The organism is Cohnella sp. SGD-V74, from assembly GCF_003001675.1.
Lineage (GTDB): Bacteria > Bacillota > Bacilli > Paenibacillales > Paenibacillaceae > Cohnella.
On the sequence record NZ_PVYW01000002.1, the window covers coordinates 204,912 to 227,937 of the forward strand.

The 23,026-nt window shown below is 58.5% G+C and carries 18 protein-coding genes; 3 read left to right on the plus strand and 15 right to left on the minus strand.

The window, feature by feature from the left end:
- Positions 1-2 precede the first annotated feature (2 nt).
- From B0G52_RS03525 to B0G52_RS03575, 11 genes are all read right to left on the minus strand, one after another.
- Complete coding sequence (locus B0G52_RS03525) at positions 3-827, minus strand: carbohydrate ABC transporter permease (protein ID WP_094042141.1); 825 nt, start codon at positions 825-827, stop codon at positions 3-5.
- The gene (locus tag B0G52_RS03530; RefSeq protein ID WP_094042142.1) at positions 817-1,725 is read right to left on the minus strand and encodes a carbohydrate ABC transporter permease; all 909 of its coding nucleotides are present in this window, start codon (positions 1,723-1,725) and stop codon (positions 817-819) included. Before B0G52_RS03530 ends, B0G52_RS03525 begins: the two co-directional genes overlap by 11 nt.
- Positions 1,726-1,838: 113 nt before the next feature.
- Positions 1,839-3,176 carry an ABC transporter substrate-binding protein gene (locus B0G52_RS03535; protein WP_094042143.1) on the minus strand — a complete coding sequence of 446 codons (1,338 nt, stop codon included), beginning with the start codon at positions 3,174-3,176 and terminating at the stop codon, positions 1,839-1,841.
- Positions 3,177-3,294: 118 nt separating this feature from the next.
- On the minus strand, positions 3,295-4,332 hold the full coding sequence (locus B0G52_RS03540; RefSeq protein ID WP_094042144.1) for a LacI family DNA-binding transcriptional regulator: 1,038 nt from the start codon (positions 4,330-4,332) through the stop codon (positions 3,295-3,297).
- Positions 4,333-5,530: 1,198 nt separating this feature from the next.
- A complete protein-coding gene (locus B0G52_RS03545) occupies positions 5,531-8,233 on the minus strand; it encodes a glycoside hydrolase family 88/105 protein (RefSeq protein WP_233162329.1) in 2,703 nt (900 codons plus the stop codon).
- A complete protein-coding gene (locus B0G52_RS03550; RefSeq protein ID WP_094042401.1) occupies positions 8,217-9,221 on the minus strand; it encodes a sugar phosphate isomerase/epimerase family protein in 1,005 nt (334 codons plus the stop codon). The genes B0G52_RS03545 and B0G52_RS03550 overlap by 17 nt, the downstream gene beginning before the upstream one ends.
- Positions 9,222-9,445: 224 nt before the next feature.
- A complete protein-coding gene (locus B0G52_RS03555) occupies positions 9,446-11,203 on the minus strand; it encodes a prenyltransferase/squalene oxidase repeat-containing protein (RefSeq protein WP_094042145.1) in 1,758 nt (585 codons plus the stop codon).
- Between the two features lie 41 nt (positions 11,204-11,244).
- Complete coding sequence (locus B0G52_RS03560) at positions 11,245-13,503, minus strand: helix-turn-helix domain-containing protein (protein WP_158223566.1); 2,259 nt, start codon at positions 13,501-13,503, stop codon at positions 11,245-11,247.
- Between the two features lie 13 nt (positions 13,504-13,516).
- The gene (locus B0G52_RS03565; RefSeq protein WP_094042147.1) at positions 13,517-14,392 is read right to left on the minus strand and encodes a carbohydrate ABC transporter permease; all 876 of its coding nucleotides are present in this window, start codon (positions 14,390-14,392) and stop codon (positions 13,517-13,519) included.
- A gap of 25 nt (positions 14,393-14,417) precedes the next feature.
- A complete protein-coding gene (locus tag B0G52_RS03570; RefSeq protein ID WP_233162330.1) occupies positions 14,418-15,320 on the minus strand; it encodes an ABC transporter permease in 903 nt (300 codons plus the stop codon).
- Positions 15,321-15,395: 75 nt separating this feature from the next.
- Positions 15,396-17,015 (minus strand): extracellular solute-binding protein, encoded by a 1,620-nt coding sequence (locus tag B0G52_RS03575; RefSeq protein WP_233162377.1) that lies wholly within the window; start codon positions 17,013-17,015, stop codon positions 15,396-15,398.
- Between the two features lie 222 nt (positions 17,016-17,237).
- Between B0G52_RS03575 and B0G52_RS35525 the strand changes: the two genes are divergently transcribed.
- A complete protein-coding gene (locus B0G52_RS35525) occupies positions 17,238-18,137 on the plus strand; it encodes a hypothetical protein (protein ID WP_158223568.1) in 900 nt (299 codons plus the stop codon).
- On the opposite strand, the gene B0G52_RS03590 is transcribed toward B0G52_RS35525, so the two are convergent.
- The gene (locus B0G52_RS03590) at positions 18,101-18,577 is read right to left on the minus strand and encodes a TVP38/TMEM64 family protein (RefSeq protein WP_094042150.1); all 477 of its coding nucleotides are present in this window, start codon (positions 18,575-18,577) and stop codon (positions 18,101-18,103) included. The genes B0G52_RS35525 and B0G52_RS03590 overlap by 37 nt on opposite strands.
- Before the next feature lie 132 nt (positions 18,578-18,709).
- Here B0G52_RS03590 and B0G52_RS03595 point away from each other — a divergent pair, with 132 nt between their 5' ends.
- Both B0G52_RS03595 and B0G52_RS03600 read left to right on the plus strand, forming a co-directional pair.
- On the plus strand, positions 18,710-19,285 hold the full coding sequence (locus B0G52_RS03595; RefSeq protein ID WP_094042151.1) for an RNA polymerase sigma factor: 576 nt from the start codon (positions 18,710-18,712) through the stop codon (positions 19,283-19,285).
- Complete coding sequence (locus B0G52_RS03600; protein WP_094042152.1) at positions 19,278-20,084, plus strand: hypothetical protein; 807 nt, start codon at positions 19,278-19,280, stop codon at positions 20,082-20,084. Before B0G52_RS03595 ends, B0G52_RS03600 begins: the two co-directional genes overlap by 8 nt.
- Positions 20,085-20,141: 57 nt before the next feature.
- Here B0G52_RS03600 and B0G52_RS03605 read toward each other — a convergent pair whose 3' ends face one another.
- The 3 genes from B0G52_RS03605 to B0G52_RS03615 all read right to left on the minus strand — a co-directional run bounded on the left by B0G52_RS03605 (position 20,142) and on the right by B0G52_RS03615 (position 23,005).
- Positions 20,142-20,489, minus strand: coding sequence for an Ig-like domain-containing domain (locus B0G52_RS03605; RefSeq protein WP_094042153.1), 348 nt, complete (start codon positions 20,487-20,489; stop codon positions 20,142-20,144).
- The gene (locus tag B0G52_RS03610; protein ID WP_094042154.1) at positions 20,489-20,995 is read right to left on the minus strand and encodes a DUF6147 family protein; all 507 of its coding nucleotides are present in this window, start codon (positions 20,993-20,995) and stop codon (positions 20,489-20,491) included. Before B0G52_RS03610 ends, B0G52_RS03605 begins: the two co-directional genes overlap by 1 nt.
- Before the next feature lie 336 nt (positions 20,996-21,331).
- A complete protein-coding gene (locus B0G52_RS03615) occupies positions 21,332-23,005 on the minus strand; it encodes a ribulokinase (RefSeq protein WP_094042155.1) in 1,674 nt (557 codons plus the stop codon).
- Positions 23,006-23,026 lie beyond the last annotated feature (21 nt).

The following is a 23,026-nucleotide window of genomic DNA, read 5'->3' on the forward strand; positions in this document are numbered from 1 at the left end:
GGTTACTTGATTCCTCCCATCTGAAGTCCGGCCTTGAAGAAGCCTTGCGCGAACATATAGAGCACGATGATCGGCAGCATCGAGATCAAACTGCCTGCCATCAAGGTGTTGTACTCGCTGCCGTACTGCCCGTTAAGCGAGCTCAGCGCCAGCGGCAAGGTCATCAATTCCCTGTCCGACAGCACGATCAACGGCCAGAAGTAATCGTTCCACGCCCCCATGAACGTCACGATGCCCAGCGTCGCGATAATCGGCATCGACAGCGGCACAATAATGCGCAGGAAGATGTTCGGCTGGGAAGCCCCGTCGATAAACGCCGCGTCCAGGAAGTCGTTGTGGATCGTCTTGATGAACTGTCTGAGCATGAAAATGGCGAACGGATTAAACACGCTGGGCAGAAGAAGCCCCGTAAACGAATTAAGCAGCTGGAATTCCTTCAGCACGAGGAACACCGGAATCATCGTCACCTGGCCGGGCACCATCATCGTCGCCAGGAACAGGGCAAACACGGCTTCGCGCCCCTTGAATTCGATCTTGGCGAACACATAAGCGGCCATCAGCGCGGATACGAGCACGATTCCTGTGCTGGCTACCGAGATGAACAAGCTGTTGAAGATCGCCTTGGCGAACGGGAATACGGTGAAAATTTTGCTATAGCCCTCGAACGAGATTTTCTCCGGAATCCATTCGATCGGAATGCTGATCAGGGCGCCCTTGCTCTTAAGTGACGTACTGACCATCCAGAAAAAAGGAATGAGCGCGAACACGGCCAGTATGGACGCGAAAACATAGAACAGCAGAGGCTGAACGAACCGGCTACGAGTCATAATGCACCCACTTCCTCTGCAGCTTCATCTGTACGATGGTGAACGCGAAAATGATCACGAACAGAATCCAGGAGAACGACGAGGCGTACCCCATCTTGTAATATTTGAACGCGTATTTGTAGATTCGCTCGACCATCACCTGCGTGGAGCCGTACGGACCGGCGTCCTGCGTCATGATCATGACCTGCGGGAACAGCTGGAACGAGTTGATAATGCAGATGACGAGCACAAAAAAGAGCATCGGCGACAGCAGCGGCAGCGTAATTCTCGTGAAGCGGCTCCAGAAATTCGCTCCGTCGATATTCGCCGCCTCGTAATACGTCGGGTTGATCCCCTGCAAGCCGCCCAGCATAATGAGCGCGAAGAAGCCCATGTCCTTCCAGATGCTGGCGAACACGATGCCCGGCATCGCCCACGTCCGGTCCTGCAGCCAGGCCGGGCCGTCGATGCCGACGAACCCGAGAATGGCGTTGATCGGGCCGTAATCGTCGCTGAGCAGCCATTTCCAGATGAGCGCCGCGGCTACCCAGGAGGTCAGCACCGGGATGAAGAAGACGACCCGGTACAGGCCGATCGCCTTGTACGTGTTATTCAGCAGTACGGCCGCCAGCACGGAAGCGACGAGTATAAGCGGAATGTACAGCACGATGTAGTACATCGTGTTTTTGAGTACGCGCCAGAACTCCTCGCCCGCCAGAATCTCCTTGAAGTTGCCGAAGCCGAGGAAGTCGGGCGTTCCCGCCGCAAGGTTCCATGGATTAAGCCCGTTCCAGTCCGTGAAGCTGATGACGAGCGAGTAGAAAATCGGGATGACGCTGAACACGAGCAGCCCGATCGAAGAAGGCAGCAGGAACAGGATGATCGTCAGCCATTTTCTCCGGTTTCGATGAGTGAGCATGAAGTCGAAGCACCTCGCGTTAAGAAGCGGCGGCTGCCAGGCCGCGGCCGTCCGTCTGAATCAGACCGAACGATCCGGTGGCAGCCTCGCCGTCTTAGAATATCGAACGCGTCTTACAGCTTGATTTTCTCGGTCAATTCCTTCTGCGCGTCGTCGAGCGCCTGCTGCGCGGATTTCGCGCCTTCGGAGGCGGCCGTCAGGTGAATGCCCAGAATGTCCGACATCTCTCCGAACTGCTCGATGACCGGCGGCGTGACGAGGTAGTCGAGCGAATCGAACACGGCTTGGCGGTTCGCCGGCGGCGTCATCGACAGGTACGCTTCCAGCACGTCCGGATAAGTGACGGCCGGCAGCTCCCAGCCCGCGTCGACGCGGATTTTCGCCGCTTCCTTGCTCGAGCTGAGGAACTTGATCCATTCGAACGCCGCGTTGGCAACTTTGCTGTCCTTGTTGATGACCAGTCCGTTGGAGAAAAAGTGCGTCGCTTTCTGCTTGTTGCCCGGCTCGACGGCGACGTCCCACTCGAACGTAATGTTCTGCATGAAGTCGGAGAACGCCCATACGCCGGTGACGATCATGCCGAGACGGCCGGCTTTGAACAGATCCCAATCCCCTACGCCGCTGAGCTGCGCCTGCGTCGGCATGACGTTCGTCGTGCGCACCCGGTCGACGAGCCTTTGCAGCGTTTCCACGTTTTCCGGCGTGTTGACGGTGAACGCGGTTTTGTCAGCGTTGAGCAGGCTGCCGTTGTTCTGCTGAACAAGCTTGTAAAATTCATGGAACTGAATCGGCTGGAACACGCCGAACGTGTTCTTATCGAGTGCGCGGATCTTCGCGGCCGCGTCGTCGAACTCCTTCCAGGTCCAGTCCTTGGTCGGAAGCTCGGCGTTCGCTTTCTCGAACAGCTCCTTGTTGTAGATCAGCAGGACGTTGGAGAAGCTGCCCGGCATGCCGTACTGCACCCCGTCGGAGGAGAAAGCGTTCAGCGCCTGTGCGTTCAGGGACGATTTATCGAACTGCGTCGCGTCGAAGAGAGGATTGAGGTCGAGCAGCACGCCTTTCTTCGCATAGGACACGAAATTTTCATAGTTCAGCTCGTAGGCGTCCGGCGCTTGACCCGCCGCTACCCGAGTTTGCATCTGCGTAAAATAGTCGCCGTAAGCGATCGTCTCTATCTCGATCTTGATGTTCGGGTTGGCTTGCTCGAACTCGGCCTTCATCTGGTCCAAATATTTGGCGGTGTCGCCGGAGCCGGAGAAGTTGCCGAACTTGACCGTCACGATCTCGTCCTTGGAAGCCGGGGCGGACGAGGAGCCGCTTGGCGACGCTTGGCTCGGGCTTGCGCTGCCGTTGCCATTGTTGGATTTGCTGCCGCTGCAGGCGGCCAGGGATGCGATTAATGCAACTGCGAGAATGAAAGAAAGCGCCTTCAATAATCTTGTCTTACTCATCGAATAAATCCCCCTATACGTCATTTGATAATTCGATTGTTGCACGGACAAGCTTGCTTAAGCGTTTAACTTTCGACACCGATCGACCGGATTGGCGGTCTTACGGTTGATCGCTGATTCAGTCCCCGCGCAGATTGCGGACCGTCTCCCGTTCCACGATCTCAAGCGGGATGTGCGTTCTCTTGCCATGCGCCTTCGCTCCGCGCTTTTTGCGGATTTGGTCGATCAACAGCTTCGCGGCGGTTTCGCCTTTGAGGAATATCTGTTGCTTAACCGTCGTCAGCGGCGGCAAAAACATATGCGCCATCGAGATATCGTCGAATCCGATGACCGAAATATCCTCAGGCACTTCCTTACCGGCTTCCTTAATGCCGCGGATGAGGCCGAACGCTACCATGTCCGCCGTCGCGAACACGCCGGTAATTTCCGGGTACTTCTCCGCGATCAGCGCGCCCGAGCTGCGGCCGTGCACGTAGCTGACCGAATTCTCGAACACGTAATCCGGATTGTAGAACAAACCGGCCTCCTGCAAGGCTCGCTTGTAGCCGAGAAATCTTTTCTCCACGACTCCGTCCTTGCGGATCATTCCGGTGACCAGCCCGATGTTGCGGTGCCCGTTGTCGATCAGATGCTTCGTGGCCATGTAGCCGCCCAACTCGTCGTCGATGCCGACGTTCGTGAACTCGTTGTCGTGCACATAGCTGTCGATAAGCACGATCGGGATGTTCGCCTGCTTGCATTCTTCATAGAGCTGCTCGGAGTAGATGCCCATGATGATGGCTCCGTCGAGATTGCGCGAGGTGGAAATATCGAGATACGTTTTGCCTTTGTCGACGCCCGCAAGAATGATGTGGTAGCCGTCTTCGCGAACGACCGCTTCGATCGCGCTGATCATCTCGCTGTAAAACGGGTTTTCGAAGACGAGCTGCTTGTGATCCTCCGTCTGGGGAATGATGACGCCGATCAGCTCCGAGGTGTTCTTGACCAGTCCCCTTGCCGTAATGCTGGGAATGTAGTTCAGTTCCTTGATCGATTCGTGGATTCTCACGATCGTGTCCTGCGACACTTTGTTCTCTTTGCCGTTGAGGACGTATGATACGGCTGCGATGGATACTCCGGCGTTGCGGGCTACGTCTTTTATCGTAATTTTCCTCATGGTCTCTTTCGAATCAGACCCCCTTTTGGGTTAAACGTTTAATTAAACTATAAACGCGAACTCGCCGAATTGTCAACAAGAAAAAAGTAAGCGCTTTAGCGAAGTCGTCCGACGGGATAGTTGGGGTATGGAGGCAGGGGATTGATGAGCACAACGGGCGGGCGATAAGGAGAAATGGTGCGTGGTGCATGGTGAAGAGGCAAACGGAGTTAGTGAAATTAGTTGTAACCGTGCTGAGTCGGGTTGGAGCTGCGTATGAGCTGGTTGCGTCGCTGTAACCTTGCTGAATCGGGCTGGAGCTGCGTATGAGCTGGCTGCGTCGCTGTAACCGTGCTGTGTCGGGTTGGAGCTGCGAATGAGCTGGTTACGTCGCTGTAACCGTGCTGTGTCGGGCTGGAGCTGCGAATGTGCTGGTTGCGGCGCTGTAACCGTGCTGTGTCGGGTTGGAGCTGCAAATGTGCTGGTTGCGTTGCTGCAACCGTGCTGTGTCGGGTTGGAGCTGTAAATGAGCTGGTTGCGGCGCTGTAACCTTGCTGTGTCGGGCTGGAGCTGCGAATGTGCTGGTTGCGTCGCTGTAACCGTGCTGTGTCGGGCTGGAGCTGCAAATGTGCTGGTTGCGGCGCTGTAACCTTGCTGAGTCGGGTTGGAGCTGCAAATGTGCTGGTTGCGGCGCTGTAACCTTGCTGTGTCGGGTTGGAGCTGCGAATGAGCTGGTTGCGGCGCTGTAACCGTGCTGTGTCGGGTTGGAGCTGCAAATGTGCTGGTTGCGGCGCTGTAACCGTGCTGTGTCGGGTTGGAGCTGCAAATGTGCTGGTTGCGGCGCTGTAACCGTGCTGAGTCGGGTTGGAGCTGCAAATGTGCTGGTTGCGGCGCTGTAACCGTGCTGAGTCGGGCTGGAGCTGCGAATAAGCTGGCTGCGTCGTTGTAACCGTGCTGAGTCGGGCTGGAGCTGCGAATGTGCTGATTGCGGCGCTGTAATAACCGTGCTGAGTCGGGCTGGAGCTGCGAATAAGCTGGCTGCGTCGTTGTAACCGTGCTGAGTCGGGTACTGGGTACATGAAGATGGATCAGGAGCTGCGAGGGGGCGGGAGTGGCGCGCTTATTCGTCGACACTCCGCTTCTTCCGCCAGCATTGTACCGTGTGGCACGCTCCCTCGGTGCCCCGCTCCTTCTGCCGATTTTGTACCGTGTGGCGTGATTATTTCTCTGCGCTGGAGGCGGCAGTCACTCCATTCTCGCTTGCCAGCCATTCCGTCAGCAGACGTATCTCCACGCCGACCAGCAGCATGATGCCGATTCCGTGGTTGTCGTTCGTAACAGGCTTCAGATCATGCATGTAATAGTCCGGCGAGAAGGAGTATCTGGAGCCGCTGCATACGCCGTACACGTTGCCTTCACGGTCGATAGCCAGCCGGGTCAGCCCTTCCCAACCCAGGATGGCGGCTCGAACATAGTCGGCCTCATCGGACAGCCAGCCGTAGCGCACTCCCCTCGCGAATGCGTAGACGAACATGGCGGTGCAGGAGGCTTCTTCGTAGGCGGACTGCTGGTCCAGAACCTGCCGCCATAGGCCGTTGTCTCCCTGGACGGCAAGGTAGCCTTCGCACAACTCGTTGAAGAAGCTCAAAAGCTGCGCCCGCTGCGGGTGATCCTCCGGCGCGACTGCCAGCAGCTCGGACAAGGAAAAGACTGTCCAGCCGTTGCCTCTTCCCCAAGGAACTCCCGTCGCCTGGCCGTGCTTGAAATCATGAACATGCGACATCAGCTTCGATTCGGGCATGAACAGATATTGTCTATACAGCAAAAATTGACGAACCGCTTCGTCCAGCGCGGAACGTTCCCCAGTACGCAAGTAGTACCTGACCAGGAACGGCGCGCTCATGTACAGATCGTCGGCCCACAGCGTATTCTCGGCATACTCGCCCCCGCAAACACGGAAGAACGCCCCGTCCTCCTTGCGCCGCTCCAGACGGTGCAGCATAAAGTCTGCGATATCATCCGCAATCCGTCCGACAGCCGAACCCTCGCCCTCAATCCACGGGCCTCCTGAAGCTTCGCTCGCTATCCGCTCGACCACGCAACCAACATCCGCAATCCGCCCGACAGTCGAATCCTCGCCCCCAATCCACGGATCTCCTGAAGCTTCGATCGCTATCCGCTCGACCACGCAACTAACATCCGCAATCCGTCCGACAGCCGAACCCTCGCCCCCAGTCCGCGGATCTCCTGAAGCTTCGCTCGCTATCCGCTCGACCACGCAACCAACATCCGCAATCCGCCCGACAGTCGAAGTTTCTCCCTCCATCCACCGCTCCTTCGACTCCTCGAACGTTATCACCCCGGCCGCCGAACCTTCGCCCTCTGTCTGCCGATCTCCTGAAGCTTCGCACGCTATCCGCCCAACATCGGCCTCCAGCATGGCCGAGCCGAAGGAGCCGCAATTGTCCAGCATGCGGATCAGTACGAGTTGGTGGTTGACGGAGGGAAAGCCGTATTGGTCCCGATCCCACAGCGCGTACTCGTAATAGTCCGTACACGCCCGGACATGCTCCAGCGCATAGGCGACAAAGTCCTCGCGCCCCAGCGCTCTGCCCGCCCGGAGCAAGCCGTACATCGTGACGCCCAGCGGATAATCCCATCTGGCGTAATTGGTCGCGCCTCCGGTCGTCCACTTGTTGCTGAGCATCGCGTTCTCGTAATAAGGACGCACCCAAGTTTCCGGCAGATCCAGCCGCCAGTACATGCCGCTCCTGCCATGCACACGGGATAAGTCCATCGCCTTGTCGGGCTCCAGCTCCTCCTCGCGATCCGCTGCGCCCAGGTACAGCCAGCTTCCGGCAGCTTGCGCCCCCTGCACGGCGACCGGAAGCTCGAAGCCGCACGAGCTTCCTTCAATCGCGGCCGTAAGCGCCCACTCCCAGGAAGATTGTCCGCAGCCAATCTCCACCAGCACATCGTGCAGACCGTACGTCAGCGCCGTTGAGGCTTCCAACTCGTCTTCGATCGAACGAGCCCCGAATGCATCTTCGACCGAACGAGACCCGAATGCGACTTCAGCCGAATGAGCCCCGAACGTGCCATCTGCCGACGAACAAGCCTCAAGCAGACGACCGTTCACCCAGACGCGAAGAGAGCCTTCCGAACGCCCTCTCCATGCGACAGTCGCTCCGCGAGTCTCTACGCGAAGCTTGGACCGCGCCCAGGCCTTCCTGCCCGGCTGCAGCCCGAACAGCCTTTCGCAGACCGACCTCGCCGCAGCCTCCTCCGTCCAGATCATGTCCGGCAGCCACCGGACCGGCTCTCCCCGCTCGTCGGCGAGCCCGTCCGGAAGCGCATCCTCGCCGTAAACGTCGGTCTCCGACGGCTCCGAATACGCCCAGCCGGCTTGACCGCTGCGGCCGCTGAACGGAGCCAGAACGTTCAGAATGCGCACCTTAGCCTCCTCCGCGCCGAGCAGGCACCCGAAGCCGGCCGGCGTACGGCGCGCCTTGACGAACAAGCTGTTCCAGCCTTTGACGAAATTCGCTTCCACCGTCACCTTACGGTCGGGTCTCGCCTCATCGACCGCGTTCGAGCGATAGATCAGCCTACCGTTCAGAAACAGCATGACCGGGCCAAGACAGTGCAGAGCCAAATCCAGACCGCGTTCTGTATCGCTCCAGACCAGCCCGAACGCGTAAGCGTAAGAGCCCGCAGCGGCCCCGGGAAAACGCCCTCCGAAATCAAGACGATACAAGCCGTCCTCACCCTGGGCGATTCCCGCTCTGCTGAACGCGCGAAGCATGTAGGGAATCGGGGGATTGGCCCCGATGTACCGCTCCGCGACCGTGGACACGACGTCGCCCGGATCTGTGCCGAGACGATAGGCGATGCTGTCCGGCGCTTCAAAGTACGCGCTCATGCCGCTCGCCCCCCATTCCGCACTCCTCAGGCGCTACGCCCGGTTGACCGGCGCTCCTAAGCATTTTCATTTTTTCCGTCAGGATGCCGCAGCTTGCCTCGATCTCCTCCGGCGTGTTCTGCGCTCTCAGCTCGAAAACCTTAAGCGGAGCGGCTTCAATCACTTCCAGAAACCTGTCGAAGGACCGATCGTCCCCGCTTTGAACATACGGACACCAGTGATCGACCAAGCCGACCGTCTCGTGGATATGAACGCCGAGCACTTTGTCCTTCAACCGGAGCAGTTCCTCACCGTTCTCATACAGGCCCATGCGCTCCATGATTGTGCCGTGTCCGATATCGTACCAGAGATAGACCGGAGCCCCTTGCAAACTCGCTATAATTTCGTCCGCTTCCCGAAGCGTCGGAATCTGATAGCATCTCGACCTCGTCTCAAGGCCGAGCTTTACGTCCAATCCTTTGCGCGCGATATATTCGCAAACCTGCTCAAGGCTCTCCGAGATTCTTCTTACGTACAGCGGAGCCCGCTCGTCGCGCCGCTCCCGCAGCTCGGCCCACAAAGCGCCGTAAGCCGGGGAATCCTTCCCTTGCTCCGTCCATATCCGCTTCAGCTCGGAGTCGATGCGCGGGTCGAGCGGAACCTCGCCCGGATGAATGACAACGCCCTGCGCATTGAATCGATGCGCGTATTCGATCGAGCCGATCAGCAGCTCGACGGACCTCTGCCTCTTCTCCTCGTCGTCGAAGCCCAGCATGACCGAATCCGTATCGTAGTCCTTGTCCGCGATGAACGGGAAAACGTTGTGCACGCTCGAGATGCGGATTTCCTGCTGCTCGATCATCGGAACGATCGTGTCGAGCAGTTCCTCCGTAACGTTATAGTTCAGTTCCACTGACTCGAATCCCAACCTCTTAATCTCCTCGATCATCTCCCTGCCGACCCGATGACGCCGCAAATTCCACATCGTCGAAAACGAATAACCCGGCATTGTCGCCAACTAACCGTTCCCCCTCTGCAATCGCTCGCTGAAATTTCCGTCCCGTCCTCCCGCACATCTGCAAACCTTCCTCTTCCCCTGTATCTGTACCCGCTCTCATCTGCGACCTTTCGCTTCCTCGCGGCATCTTGCCCAGTCCTCCGCACGCATTCGCTTCTCCCCGACCTCTCCACGCTTTCGTCCCTGCCCCTTCAAACCGCCCCCGCCTCTCCCGGCTAGACCGAAGAGGAACCAAGCAGACGGATGCGGATCTCGTGGTCGAAAGGAGTCAGCAAGTTGACGACCGCCCTGCGCGCGAACCCCTGCGTTCCCTGCCCGCTTCCGGGAGGCAGACGATGGGCGAAGCCTCCGCCGGCGGTCAGCTCGAATCCGCTGTCGCCCGCCATACATACGAGCGTGCCGCCCTTCCAGAAGAACGCGCCTTCGTCCGTCCATTCCAGCTCTTCCCCCGTAAGCTCCGAATTCTGTCCAAAATAAAGCACGGCTTGCGTCACCACATCCGGCCGCCGGTCGCTGCGCAGCCGCAGCACCCACTCCGCTCCGTCCCGTTCGATCTCAACATCGATTCTATGCTTTTGCGCATGCGTATAAGGACGGAGATGGTGAGGGAGCAAATACCACGGGCTGATCTCCTCCTTGGCGGACGACGGCAGATGCTCCGCCGCAACCGGGCCGTAGTAGCCCTTCTCCAGCGTCGTGCCCATCCGGCAGCCTGCGGGCGTCTCCTCGAAGTCCTCCATCTCGACGGTTCCCGGCGCGAACAGCGTCGTCAGGCTGATGCCGGACAATCGGGCGTCCCCGTGGCGAAGCGAGAAGAACGATTCGGAGCGCGTCATCGCCGCAGCCCCGGTCCCGCCGTCCCGCCAGCGCATAATCGGAGAGCCGAACGCCGTGTGCATGCGGCTGTGGCTGATTTTGCCGTGATGCCCGGCATCCGCCATTTTCGCAAGCTTCTCCCGGATCGGATAGCCCGCATTCAACGTCTTGCGGAATCGGTCCGGAAGCGGCGCCCGTTCCAGCGCGTCCATCCCTTCGCAAGGAAACGCCAGCCAGCCGAGCAGCGCATGGTTGTTGACCGGCCCCAATCTGGAGAGCGTCCCGGCGCACAAATCGTACATCGAGGCGAAGATCGGGTTGCGGTCGCGATGCGCCATCAGTCGATAGCACAGGAAATATTCCGATAGATTCTGGCGCCGGCCGAGATCCTGACGTCCCGAATAATCCGTGATCACTTCGCCTCCCTCATGGATCATATAGGTCATCATCTCGAGGTTTCGGCGCACCGGCTCCAGCAGCTCGGGTCGGTTCAGCCCGCCGGCAGCATAGATCAGCATAATGTCGCTGACCGTGTTGTAGATGCCGTTGCTGCGCTCCGTCCATTCCCCGTCCTCCGTACAGTCGAGCCCTTCGGCCAGCCATTCGTCCGCACGGTGAACGAGCTCCTCCATGCCGAAAATGCCGTGCAGCCAGGTCAACGCCGATACCAGAACCCACCGATGATTCGGCGTATGACCGCCGCCTGTGAGCATCGCCGGAATCGTCCTCTCCAGAAAAAGCTTCGTTTTGGCAGCGACCGCAGAGGCTCCCTCGCCGCCTTGTTCACTTAAAACCCGGTAGATCTGCGCCATACCGCTGACGACGAAGCCGGTGTCGGGCGGTGAATTAAAGTTCGTCCCGCCCAGCGAAATGGTTCCATCCTCGTGCTGCCGCCGCAGCATGAAATCTGCGGCTCGGTCCAGCGCAGAGAGCAGCAGGTCGTCCCGATAAAAGGCGGAGCCCTCCGCGACGAACGCGGCGGCCATCGTCGCCATGCTTCCCGCCGTTCCGCCGTGGCTCGCCGTCGGAATCCCGTAAGGACCGACGATTCCGCCGTCGTTCCGGTTCCCCGGTTCGTTCACTTCCCTGCGAAGCGCCTCCCGCGCTTCCTCGTCGTTCATGCGGACCAGCTTCTCGAATACGGATTCGCTATTCATGTTCATTCTCCGTTCGTTTGACGTAATCGGCTTACTGGACCTTACTCGACCTCTTTATACAACGCGCTCCGATGCTTGCGATATTCGCTCGGCGTCACGCCGGCGAGCTTCTTGAACGTGCGTCCGAAGGAAAGCGGAATCTCATAGCCGACAAGCCGGGAGATGTCGTTGATCGATTCGTTCGTGTCCGACAGCAGCCGCTTGGCGTGCTCGATCCGCAGATTCATGACAAAGTCCACGAACTTGACTCCCGTATGCTCCTTGAACAGCTGGCTCGCGTACTTGCCGTTCAAGTTATACTTGTCGCTGATATGGCTTAACGACAATTCCGGATTCGAATAATTGTCTTCGATGTATTGCCGAATCTCGCGAACGAGCCGGCTGTTGTTGTTCGACCGGACCAGCTCTGCATAGCTTTCGTGGAGCTGTGCGCACAGCTCGGCAAGCTCGCGGGCGATCGTCTGCATCGAATCCCCGCCGACAGCCCGCTCCCACTCCGCCTTCATCTCCTCGTTCCACAGCGAACGAAGCTCGTAAGGAAGTTCCTCGATCATTCTTTCGAGCAGGTTTTTGAAATACTGCAGCAGGTGCAGCAGATCGTCGTTCGTCATCACGTCCCGGCTCAGCCTGGCGAACAAGCCTTGGATCGTGTCGGGCCACTCGGGGTTGCCCGTGCCGAATTCCTGAATGACGGCGTTGATAAGCGGATAGTATCCGTGCGTATGGAGACCTCTGTCCGTCGGCAGCTCGCGGTGAGGATGGACCCGGTTGCCGCCCAGCGCCAGCTTGAACCGCAAGACGCCGGCGGCTTCCGCATAGGACTTCCCGATCTCTTCCGTGCGGCTCACGTTCGAGCCGATGCCGATCGTTACCGTCAGTCCCAGGTTGGCTTCAACCCAGGCGCGGTAGTCCTCGAACGTGCTCTCCTTGTGCCGTCCCTGGCTGTCCGGCAGCCGCACCTGAAGAACGGCCAGCCGGTTTACCCGAATCCATTCGGCCCAGGCGGGAGGCTGCTCCGGAACGAAAAACTCCTCCAGCACTTGGGCCAGGGCGAATTTCATCAATTGCTGGTCCTCGGGCTTCCCGTATTTCCGTTCGAAGTCCGCATAACGGTCGATTTCGATGACGGCGACGTACGCCTCCTCGATTGCCAGAGGGATATCCAATCTCATCAGCGTTTTCCTGTGCTCCTTGTCGGAAAGCGGCGCTTCCCTCTCCAGCAGCTGGATGAAGGCTTGTTTTCTTCTGGCGTTCCGATCCTCCTGCACCTGTTCCTCGTACAGCGAGTTTTGGTCGATCAGCCTCTCCAGCGCTTTCTGGATAAAGGCGAACTCGTCCTTGTCCGCTCCTTTTCCCGCCTGACGATGGTTTTGATAGGCTTGAATCTGCTGAACGATCCGCTCGATCGGACGGTAATTGCGCCTCGTGATGACGAGCAAGTAGACGAGACTGACGGCGATCGCGGCGACACCGACGACGCCCCACAGTCTGGAGACGAACTGCAGCCATCCGAACGCCACCCCGGACTGCACCCCGCTCTCGAATTCCCATTGCAAATAAGAGGATCGGGATCTGCTCATCACTTCCGCCGAGTTCCCTTCTCCCGACGAATAGAGCGACGCGCCCGTACCGTCTTGGATATGCATGAAGGTCATTTGCAGATCGATCAATTTGTCGATGTCGGCGACCAGGTGCTGAACCGAGACGTTCACGACGACGATGCCTTCGTTGCCCATGGGCAGCTGCGCTCTCTGGCTGAGCGACACGACCGCCGTCTGCGCCTCTTGCGCCTGATTGCCGCCGGATGCGCCGGCAGACGAGCTGCCGTACGCCCTGACGGGCGACCATCTGACGCGCGCCGGCAACTGCTGCGCTTGCCCCACGAACGCCCGGTCCTCGAACTCCTCGAATTCCTCGAAGCTGTTCATCGTCAACACCCGGTCGTCGCGAAACCGGTACAAGTAGATCGAATGGATCATCGGATATTCCGCGGTAAGCTGGCGCAGCTTTCTGGAAACCTCATAGTTGACGAGGCGCGGGTCCGTATTCGGGTTGAACTCGAAGTAATCGTAGAGACGGTCTCCGAAGCGCAGCTCCTCGAGCAAGCTGTGGTCGATCGCCTTCATCGTCGTTTCCAGCGAATGGACGACCGTGCCGGTCAAATACCGGTTCGTCCGCTCCGCTTCCTTGAGCGAAATTTCGTTGATTGCGAAAATCGCGACCAGCACGATGACGGCGATCGTCAAATACAAAATCGGAATATAGGACAGCACCGTTCTCTTGAACCACTTCTTGTTCATCGCCATGCCCCCTTTACCCCTTCACGGAGCCAAGTGTCAAACCGCTGACGAAATACCGCTGAAGCCACGGATAAACGATCAGAATCGGCAAAGTGGCGAACATGATGCTGGCCGCCTTCAGGCTTTCGGGAATGAGCTCCTTCACGGCGGCTCCTTCGGCCAGCGTCACCTCGGAAATCAGATTGTTCATGACCATCTGGTACAGCTTTAGCTGCAGCGGATACAGGTTCTGGTTCGAGATGTAAAACAGGGCGTCCCTGAAGCCGTTCCAGCGTCCGACCGCGTAGAACAGACTCAGCGTAGCCAGCACCGGCAGCGACAGCGGCAGCACGATCCGCAGCAGAATGCCGAATTTGCCGCAGCCGTCGATCTCCGCCGCCTCGTGCAGGCTGGCCGGAATCGTCGACCGGAAAAACGTGATCATGATAATCATGTAGAACGGACTGATCAGTCCGGGCAGCACGAGCACGGCCGCCTTATCGAGCAGGTTCAGTTCCTTGATGAGCAAATACTCGGGAATGAGCCCGCCGCTGAAAAACATCGTAAACACGATGACGTACATAAAGACGGAGCGGCCCTTCAAGTCGGCCTTCGACAGCGGATACGCCGCCATCGTCGTCATCAGCATGGCCAGCGCCGTGAACGCCGCGGTCAGGAGAACGGTGAACCCGAGCGAGCGCAGCATGGCCAGATCGGACAGCACCCGAGTGTAGGCATCGAAGCTTAGCCCGACCGGATACAGCGTGACTTTGCCCGACGTAATGGGGCCGCTTGAACTGAGAGAGACGGCGGCAATGTGCAGAAACGGCGCCAGGCAGGCGATAACGCACACCGAGATGACTCCGACGATCATGCCGTCCGCCAACGTAAACCTGCTTCTTCGCACCATGCGAGCCTCCTTTCATGCGAACGCATCACAGGATGCTTTCGTCGGTTGTTTTCTTGGAAATGTAGTTGGCGGAAAGGATGAACACGAGCCCGACGACGGCTTGGAACAGCCCGACCGCGGTCGCGTTGGAGAACTGGCCGCTCTGCAGGCCGATCCGGTAAATAAACGTGCTGAGCACGTCGGAATATTCCCTGACCATGACGTTGCCGATAATATAAGGCCGATCGAAGCCGATGTCGGCCATATCTCCGATTTTCAGAATGAGCAGCACGATAATCGTCGTGCGAATGCCGGGCAGCGTAATGTGCCAGATGCGCCGCAAGCGGCTCGCGCCGTCCACGTCCGCGGCTTCGTACAGCTCCCGGTTGATGCCGGTCATCGCCGCCAAATAAATAATGCTCCCCCAGCCCGCGCTCTGCCAGACGCCGACGCTGACGTACGTGACCAGCCAGTGATTTTTGTCGGACAGAAACGGAAACGGACCAAGCCCGACTTGGGCGAACAGAAGATTCAGAACCCCGTAGTTAGTGGCGAAAACCTGGTACACCATCCCTCCGATGATGACCCAGGAGATAAAGTGCGGCAAATACAGCATCGTCTGCGAGATCCGCTTGAACAGGGCGAAGCGCGCCTCGTTAAGCAGAAGGGCCAGCACGATCGGGGCGGGAAAGCCGACGATCAGGTCCAGTCCGTTCAGCAGAAACGTGTTTCTTAATGCCGTATAGAAGCTTTCCATGGAGAAAATATGCTTGAATACGTCCAGCCCCACCCATTCGCTCGCCCCGATGCCCTTAAATACGTTGTACTCCTTAAAAGCGACGGTGACGCCGTAGATCGGCAAATACTTAAAGGTGATAAAGTAGGCGAGCGGAAGGACGAGCATTGCGTAATACGGCCAGTTGCGATAGAAATAAGAATTCCGGTTCACCTTGGTCACGCTCCCTTGCCCTCGAGCGGGCACGTTCGGCGGAAAGCGCTTGCAACTCCCCGCCGAACGGATGACTTATTTTTTCATGGCCTCGTATGCCGCCGTTCGCTCGGCGATTACTTCATTCCCCGCCGTATCCAGGAAGTCCTTCAGCGCCGCATCGTAGACTTTATCGAAATCGGCCGGTTTGGCCATCGTGGACTTAACCAGCAGCTCCTCGTATTTCTCCAGCATAATGACGGAATGCTTCGCTTCGGAATCGAGCGGCTTATCGAATTGAATCGGCTGCTGAACCGCGTCCTTGTCCGCGTAGATGCGCGACGTCTTCGCCATCTCCCGATGGTTGTCGGACACGCCGAGAGCCATGAACTCCACGTTCTTGTCGATCGAACCGAAGTCGATTCCGTTCGTAATGATCAGAACGTCCCCGGTGTTAAAGAGAAGTCTCGTATCCTCGTCGCTGCCGTTGCGCACCGGGTAGCCCTCGACAAGCTCGTGATGCACGCCCTCCTCGCCGAACGCCATATACCGGATCACTTCGTCCTGAGCCATCCAGTCCAAATATTTGATCGCCTCGACCGCCCTTTCGCTGAACGACGGCACCATGATGTGCATGCCGCTGGGCGTGTAGGCAGGCTGTCTGTTCTTGCCCTCGAAATCCGTCCACGGCAGAAAAGGAACGATTTGAGCCCCGGACACGTTCTTCTCCAGCGTATTCGCCACCGAAGCTTCTCCGCCGAAAGTCGTCCCCGTATCGGCGCTGTACAGACCGGTATAGCCGTTAACGAAATTTTCGTCCTTTTTCTTCTTATCTTTATCAAGCGCAAAATCGGGATCAAGCAGCCCCTCTTGGTACAGCTTGTTCAGAAAGCGCATGCCGTCCTTATGACCGTCCGCCAGAATCGGGTATTCGCGCGAGCCGATCGTGACCGACTTCAAATAACGGTCCTCGTCCGACTGCTCCTTGATGAACGACCAGATGATCGGTTCGTAGGAGTCCGGCGCCAGCGCGAAGCCGAGCGGTATCGTCCTCTTGCCGCCAAGATTTTTCTCCTTGAAAGCTTTCAGAGTCTCGTAGGTCTCCTCCGTCGTAGTCGGGATCGGCAAACCTACGGCATCCAGCCAGTCCTGGCGGATGAAGCTGGAGTATTTCTGAAGGTTGACCCTCCTGGCGACGATCGAATACTGCTTGCCTTCGAACACGCCGTACTTCAGCGAGCTTTCCAAATATCTTTTCAGATTAGGCCCGTTCTGGTCCAAAACCTCCGTCAGATCCATCAAGCCGCCTTGCTTGGCCCAGTTGTACGCTGCGCCCGTATTGTAGGTGAATATAACGTCCGGAGCGGTTCCCGCCGCCATCAGCACGTTCAATTGATTGATCTCCTCGCTGCGCGGAACGGGCACGAACTCGACGTCGATGTTGTTCGGATCTCCGAAATTCTTTTGCACATACTGCGTCATCTGGCTGTTCGTAATCGAAATCCCGTCGGGCGCGTTGCCGCGATCGAACACCTCGACTCTAAGCTTTACCCTTTCCTTGGGAGCGTTCGACTGCGTTCCGGTCGCCTCCCCCGCGGTCTTCGCGCTGCCGGCAGGCGTCGCCCCGTTGTTGCCGCCGCCGGAGCAGCCGAATGTTAACCCCGCCGTCAAGGCGAGTACGATCATGGACACTCCGGACTTTCGAAGCGCTTTCATATTCAAATTAACCCGCTCCTCTTCTTTCCCAGTATACATCGTCGACGACTTCGGCCGCAGTTCATCGGCGATTACTTGCATCATAGAGACCGGGGACGATTCCGGTCAACCTACATGTTTCCGGGGACCCTACAAAACTCCGGCGAAGGCTTCTGCACCCAAGCGCGAGTAGGCGCATATCCTGCATTAATGTCATACGCCCAGAGCGAAGGAGGAACGACAATGGCGAAGTTACGGTCGACGGACGCCAAGCCGCTGCTGCGCAAAGCGTCCGCTGATCCGAAGGCCAAGCTTTCCGCGCGCCAAGCGCCGCCCTCTTCCAAGAGCGCGGCCCACAAAACGAATAAAAAAGAATCCGACAAAGGCGAAGTCGTCCATCTGCATCAGAACGAGGAAGCGGCTCCGCGCGTGACCCGCCCGATTCCGTGGTGGGTATTCCCGCTGGAGCAAGAACGGGGGTTTCTCGGCGGCTTGCTGGGAGGTTTGGGCGGAGGCCCGGGCGGTGGCGGACCCGGAGGCCCGGGGCTGCTGCCGCCCGGCCCTGGGCCGGGACCTGGGCCGGGACCTGGACCCGGACCGTTCCCGCCGCCACCGCCGCCTTTCCCGGGACCTGGACCTGGACCGGGACCCGGACCATTCCCGCCGCCACCGCCGCCATTCCCGGGGCCTGGACCTGGGCCGGGGCCATTCCCGCCGCCGTTTCCCGGACCGGGACCCGGACCGTTTCCGCCGTTCCCCGGACCCGGACCGATTCCGATTCCCATTCCGATCCCGATTCCGATCCCCGGACCGCAGCCGCAGCCCGTCCCGCCGGCGTTCATCACCGTGCGGATAACCGGCGGCAGCGCGTTCCCGAGAGTCAACTATACGAACTACGTGCCGTTCTACCCGGGAATCACGATTCGCCAGGCACTCGCTTCCACCGGCCTCGTCGACTTCGGCCCCGCCGGCTTCATTCGCAACGTCGCAGGCATTCCGATCTCCGGAGCGGTAGAAGTCCGGCTCCGCTACAACGGCCGGGTCATTCCGCAGACGCTGCTTAACGCTTCCGCAGAGCCGGGAAGCATCATCGGCCTGGAGCTGCACTACTCTTCGACGGGCGCGATCCCGATTCCGCTCTGATCGTTCCGATCCTCTTCCAGTTCCCGCTCGACGCGGCGGCGGCGGAGGAACAGGAAGGGAATCGACAGAGCGGCGGCGAATACGCAGCCCGCGATCAGCCACTCTCGCCAGCCGCTCTTCGTCAGACTCGAGCCGAGATAGTTGTAAGCGAACGTGCCGGGAAGTGTTCCGATGACGGTTGCGGGCAGAAATGCCCGCAGCCTCACCCCGGCCGCTCCGACCGAATAGCTGACCAGATCGAACGGCACGAACGGCGCGATCCGAAGCAGCAGCACCATCGCGAACCCCCGCTTCTCCATCAAGCGTTCTATTTTCAGCAGCCTCGGATCGTCCTTCCTCTTGAAGAAGCCCCTTCCGATTTTTCCCGCCAGCAGGAAAGACAGGACCGCCCCCGCGACCGCGGCGATCCCGGCTATTTTCCACCCTAATGAACGGCGCATTCCGCACGACTCCCTCTCCGGCCGCTTTGCTTAATAAAATTAACTTCTCTAGTCTCTTTATTTCGACTACACTGTAAGGAAAGAACGGTTTGGCAGATGTTCATATGACGTTGGAATAGGGTGAAGCTTCGTATGCAACGGAATTTGCTCCTCCTGCTCGGGTCGGGGTTCCATACGCTGAGCGTAGCGCTTCAAGAAGAAATCTACCGGGAGTTTTACCATTTTCTATATAAGCCTATCATGTACATGATCAACGATCATCCCTCTGCCGAAGATATTATTCAGGAGGCGTTCATGACGACGCTGGCCAAATGCCCGGCCGCCGAGAGCGAAGAACATATGAAAGCCTGGATAAAAGTCGTTGCCAAAAACTTGACGATTAATTACATACGCAAGCGAAAAAAAATGAAAAACGACATCAGCTTGGAGTTGACTTGGGACGGAGGACCGTACACGCATGCGGCGGCCGGCTCGGTCGAGCAGGAGGTCGAAGCGAAATCGCTGGAAGAGCAGATCTCTCGCCATCTGATGGGCATGAAGCCCGAACAGCGCACGCTGATCGAGCTGAAGTGGAAGAAAGGGCTGTCTTACAAAGAAATCGCCTTGGAGGTTCAGGATACGGAAGTCGCGGTCAAGCATAAGCTGCACCGGGCAAGAAGCTACCTGAAGCGCAAACTGTCGAAGGAATGGGGGGGACGGGATGAATAACGCGCAATTCGATCGGCTGTTCGACGCTGCATTCGACGCCGCTTTCGAGGCGGCCGACAGGCCGGGAGACGACAACCTGACCGTCGATCATCGGCCTTCCTGGCAGCGGATGCAGAAGCGGCTGAATTCCCGGCGCCGCAAAAGACGCATGAGCTCCACGCTGTCCAAGCTGGCGATCGTCGCGGCTTCGCTCGTGCTTGGCGCCTTTCTGTTCGGCAACGAGCGCGCCGTCAAAGCGATCGAACCGATCTACGCAACGATTAAGGAATACCCGTCGGGGCTGATGAACCTGTTTTTCGGACGGGAGGAGGGGGACGCCCCTTCCCAGGCGAAGACAGCGCCTCCGCCGGCGCATCTGGAGGGGCTGTCGTACGAGAGACTCAACGATTCGACGCTCGCGGCGACCGTGACGGAGGCCCAGGCAAGCAAGCTGCTTTCCTTCCGGGCTCCGGCGTTCGGTTATCTTCCGGACAGCTTCTCGTTCGAGAACGCCTTGCTGATCTTCCACGACGGCAAGGAAAGAGCGGATTACGCAATCTTCCAGTTCGTCTCCGAACGGGGAGAAAATTTGGCAGTCATCATGCAGAGAGTCGACCCGAACACCGGGCTGGGCGCCAAAAACACCCCCGAAGGTGTATCCGCCCAAAGCCTGCAGCTCAGCGAGGGTCCCGCGATTCTGATGACGGCGAGCGACGAGAGCAGCACGCTCGAAACGATCCGAAACGATATCCGATTCTCCATCAGCGGTAAATTTACCCATGAGACGCTCGTGCGGATTTACGACGGCTTGAAGTGGTGAAACAATGAATGAGGGACGGCTCCCGCATGTCTGCTGCAGACAATGCGGCGCCGTCCCTCATTTCGTCGTGAAACGCAAATGATACGGGATCTCCATCCTTCTATTGCGAATGTTCGCGATTCTGCCCGTCAGAATGATCTCGATCGTATTGCCCGCCCCCAGCCGGTCCGCCTCGTCCTTCAAGTAAATCAGCAGCGTACGCTTGTCCGGCTCGTACCGGTACAGAAATCGGCTTGAGATCAACCGCCCTCCGTTATTGCCGTCCAGCACGAGAATATTTCTCGTATTCAGCGTATTGCGATTGATATCTTGAAGGAAGGAGATCGAGATCAACGTATCCTCCGGTACTCCTTCCGCGTTCGGCTGGGGATGCGTATCCTTGATCCATTCTTCGGCAATGCCCATTATATTCCCAGAATTGAACTGGTAATCACTTCGCCTTCCTCGTATGCGCCGTTATGGATCACCCAATGAACCGTCCGCGCCCGATAATAGTAACCTGCCGTAACCGATTTGCTGAACGAATTATAGTAGACAGAATCGTTGTTCTTGCCTGTCGTGGAGCCGGCGCCTACATTCTCCCAGGAGCTTCCGTTCCATTTCTGCACGTAGAAAATGACTCCGATCGAATCAACCGTCTGGCTCGCGACCGTCGTGGCTTGTACAGTGACTTTGCCTGCGCTTGCGGTAATCGAGCTGACTCCGTTTTCCAAATACAGATGATTCGGATTAAATATCCCGAACAACTCGATGGGAGGCGCTGAAGTCAGTGCCGTCGTGCCTGTCGGTGCGGCCGCGGGTTGAGCCTCGGCGGCCCGGACGGCTTCTCCGGACGATCCGAACGCGATGCCTGCGACGAGAATCGCCGCCAGTAAACCTTGTGCTGCTTTCACAACTTTGCCTTGTCTCATCGTCATCAACCTCTCTGTTCTCAATGGTGTTCACTATATACACAACCGCCGGACAAAAAGGTTGCAACATATTTCGACAATTTTTTATTTTTTTCTTCGGCGACGATTCGCGCGCTCCGAGACGAACGCGAAGCAGGGGCCGCCCCGTTCTTTCCGGGACTGCCCCTGCCTCATCTTATTGCCTCTAGGGCGTGTATGCAAACCCGCTCAGAGGCATCTATCACCGCCTGCTGCGTCACTTTTGCTTGACGCACCCCCGGTACGCCTTCACAAAAGTTCCTTGCATGGAACGAAAATTCGGCCATATCTGCGATCCTCGAAGTACGCATACACGCCCTAGCGGGAAGCTTCGTCTTTCAGCGATTTCAACCGCTTCATCACATCGTTGGCGCCGCGGCCGAAATAATCGTGCAGCTCGCTGTACTCCCGGTACAGCTTCTCGTAGACCGCCACGTTCTCCGGAATCGGCTTGAACGACTCCTCGCGCACCCGCGCCATCGCCTTCGCCGCGTCGACGACGCTGTCGTATCCGCCTCTTGCGCTGCCCGCGGCGACCGCGCCGAACATCGCCGCCCCGACCGCAGGAGTCTGCTTGGAGTCGGCAACTTTGATCTCGCGGTTGGTTACGTCCGCGTAGATCTGCATGAGCAGCGCGTTGCGCTGCGGAAGTCCGCCGCAAGCGTACACTTCTTCCACCGGCACTCCGTTGCTGTGGAACGCGTCGATGATTTTGCGCGTGCCGTACGCCGTCGCTTCGAGCAGCGTGCGATAGACTTCCTCCGGCTTGGTGAGCAAGCTGTAGCCGACGATGACGCCGGTCAGGTTCGTATCCACCAGCACGGAGCGGTTGCCGTTCCACCAATCGAGCGCGAGCAGGCCCGTCTCTCCCGGCTTATACGCGGATGCGCGCTCCGTCAGCCATTGGTGAACGCCGACGCCCTCTTTCTCCGCGGCTTCCTTCACATAGGCGGGAACAGCTTCTTCCACGAACCATTCGAAAATGTCGCCCACCGCGGATTGCCCGGCCTCATAGCCGAGATACCCGGGGATGATGCCGTCTTCGACGACGCCGCACATGCCCTCGACCGCCACTTCCTCGGTGCCCAGCAGCATGTGGCAGATCGATGTTCCCATCGCCATTACGAGCTTGCCCGGCGTGACGACGCCGACGCCCGGCACCGCCGCATGCGCGTCGACGTTGCCGACGGCGATCGCCGTGCCCGCGTTCAAGCCGATCAGCTTCGCCATCTCCTCGGTCAGCTCGCCCGCCTTCGAGCCCAGCGGCAAAATCTCGCCGCGAAGCTTCGTCTCCGTCAACCTGTCGAGACGAGGATCAAGCGCCTTGAAGAAGTCGTTGCTCGGATAGCCTTCCTGCTTGTGCCAGATCGCCTTGTAGCCGGCTGTGCAGCTGTTGCGCGCGAATTGTCCGGTCAGCCGGGAGACGACCCAGTCCGTCGCTTCCGTGAACAGATCCGTCGCTTCGTACACTTCGGGCGCTTCGTTCACGATCTGCCATATTTTCGCGATCATCCATTCGGAGGAGATTTTTCCCCCATAGCGCGGCAGAAACTTCTCTCCGCGTTCGGCGGCGATCGCGTTCAGACGGTCCGCTTCGTCTTGCGCGGCGTGATGCTTCCACAGCTTCACCCAGCCGTGGGGATTGTCCTTCCACTCCGGCTTGAAGCAGAGCGGCACGCCTTGCGCGTCGACGGGAAGCATCGTGCACGCCGTAAAATCGATGCCAAGGCCGATCACGTCCGCCGGAGATACCCCGGATTGCCGCAGCACCTCGGGAACGGAACGGCGCAGCACTTCCAAATAGTCGTCGGGATGCTGCAGCGCCCAATCGTGTTCAAGCTCGCGGCCGGAAGTCGGCAGCTTCTCGTCGATAACGCCGTGAGGATAAGGAGTAACGTGGTCCGCAATTTCATGGCCGTTGGACAAGTCGACGAGCACCGCGCGGCCGGACTGCGTGCCGTAATCGACGCCGATAGCGAATTTCTGGCTCATGGGTAACCTCCCTGGGATCGA

What these genes read in the sequence shown, in the direction of transcription:
- B0G52_RS03575 (WP_233162377.1), bottom strand. Translation starts at nt 17,015, where the DNA reads ATGAAAGCGCTTCGAAAGTCCGGAGTGTCCATGATCGTACTCGCCTTG.
- B0G52_RS03525 (WP_094042141.1), bottom strand. Translation starts at nt 827, where the DNA reads ATGACTCGTAGCCGGTTCGTTCAGCCTCTGCTGTTCTATGTTTTCGCG.
- B0G52_RS03600 (WP_094042152.1), top strand. Translation starts at nt 19,278, where the DNA reads ATGAATAACGCGCAATTCGATCGGCTGTTCGACGCTGCATTCGACGCC.
- B0G52_RS03565 (WP_094042147.1), bottom strand. Translation starts at nt 14,392, where the DNA reads ATGGTGCGAAGAAGCAGGTTTACGTTGGCGGACGGCATGATCGTCGGA.
- B0G52_RS03560 (WP_158223566.1), bottom strand. Translation starts at nt 13,503, where the DNA reads ATGAACAAGAAGTGGTTCAAGAGAACGGTGCTGTCCTATATTCCGATT.
- B0G52_RS35525 (WP_158223568.1), top strand. Translation starts at nt 17,238, where the DNA reads ATGGCGAAGTTACGGTCGACGGACGCCAAGCCGCTGCTGCGCAAAGCG.
- B0G52_RS03605 (WP_094042153.1), bottom strand. Translation starts at nt 20,489, where the DNA reads ATGGGCATTGCCGAAGAATGGATCAAGGATACGCATCCCCAGCCGAAC.
- B0G52_RS03545 (WP_233162329.1), bottom strand. Translation starts at nt 8,233, where the DNA reads ATGAGCGCGTACTTTGAAGCGCCGGACAGCATCGCCTATCGTCTCGGC.
- B0G52_RS03615 (WP_094042155.1), bottom strand. Translation starts at nt 23,005, where the DNA reads ATGAGCCAGAAATTCGCTATCGGCGTCGATTACGGCACGCAGTCCGGC.
- B0G52_RS03530 (WP_094042142.1), bottom strand. Translation starts at nt 1,725, where the DNA reads ATGCTCACTCATCGAAACCGGAGAAAATGGCTGACGATCATCCTGTTC.
- B0G52_RS03535 (WP_094042143.1), bottom strand. Translation starts at nt 3,176, where the DNA reads ATGAGTAAGACAAGATTATTGAAGGCGCTTTCTTTCATTCTCGCAGTT.
- B0G52_RS03555 (WP_094042145.1), bottom strand. Translation starts at nt 11,203, where the DNA reads ATGAATAGCGAATCCGTATTCGAGAAGCTGGTCCGCATGAACGACGAG.
- B0G52_RS03595 (WP_094042151.1), top strand. Translation starts at nt 18,710, where the DNA reads ATGCAACGGAATTTGCTCCTCCTGCTCGGGTCGGGGTTCCATACGCTG.
- B0G52_RS03610 (WP_094042154.1), bottom strand. Translation starts at nt 20,995, where the DNA reads ATGAGACAAGGCAAAGTTGTGAAAGCAGCACAAGGTTTACTGGCGGCG.
- B0G52_RS03550 (WP_094042401.1), bottom strand. Translation starts at nt 9,221, where the DNA reads ATGCCGGGTTATTCGTTTTCGACGATGTGGAATTTGCGGCGTCATCGG.
- B0G52_RS03540 (WP_094042144.1), bottom strand. Translation starts at nt 4,332, where the DNA reads ATGAGGAAAATTACGATAAAAGACGTAGCCCGCAACGCCGGAGTATCC.
- B0G52_RS03590 (WP_094042150.1), bottom strand. Translation starts at nt 18,577, where the DNA reads ATGCGCCGTTCATTAGGGTGGAAAATAGCCGGGATCGCCGCGGTCGCG.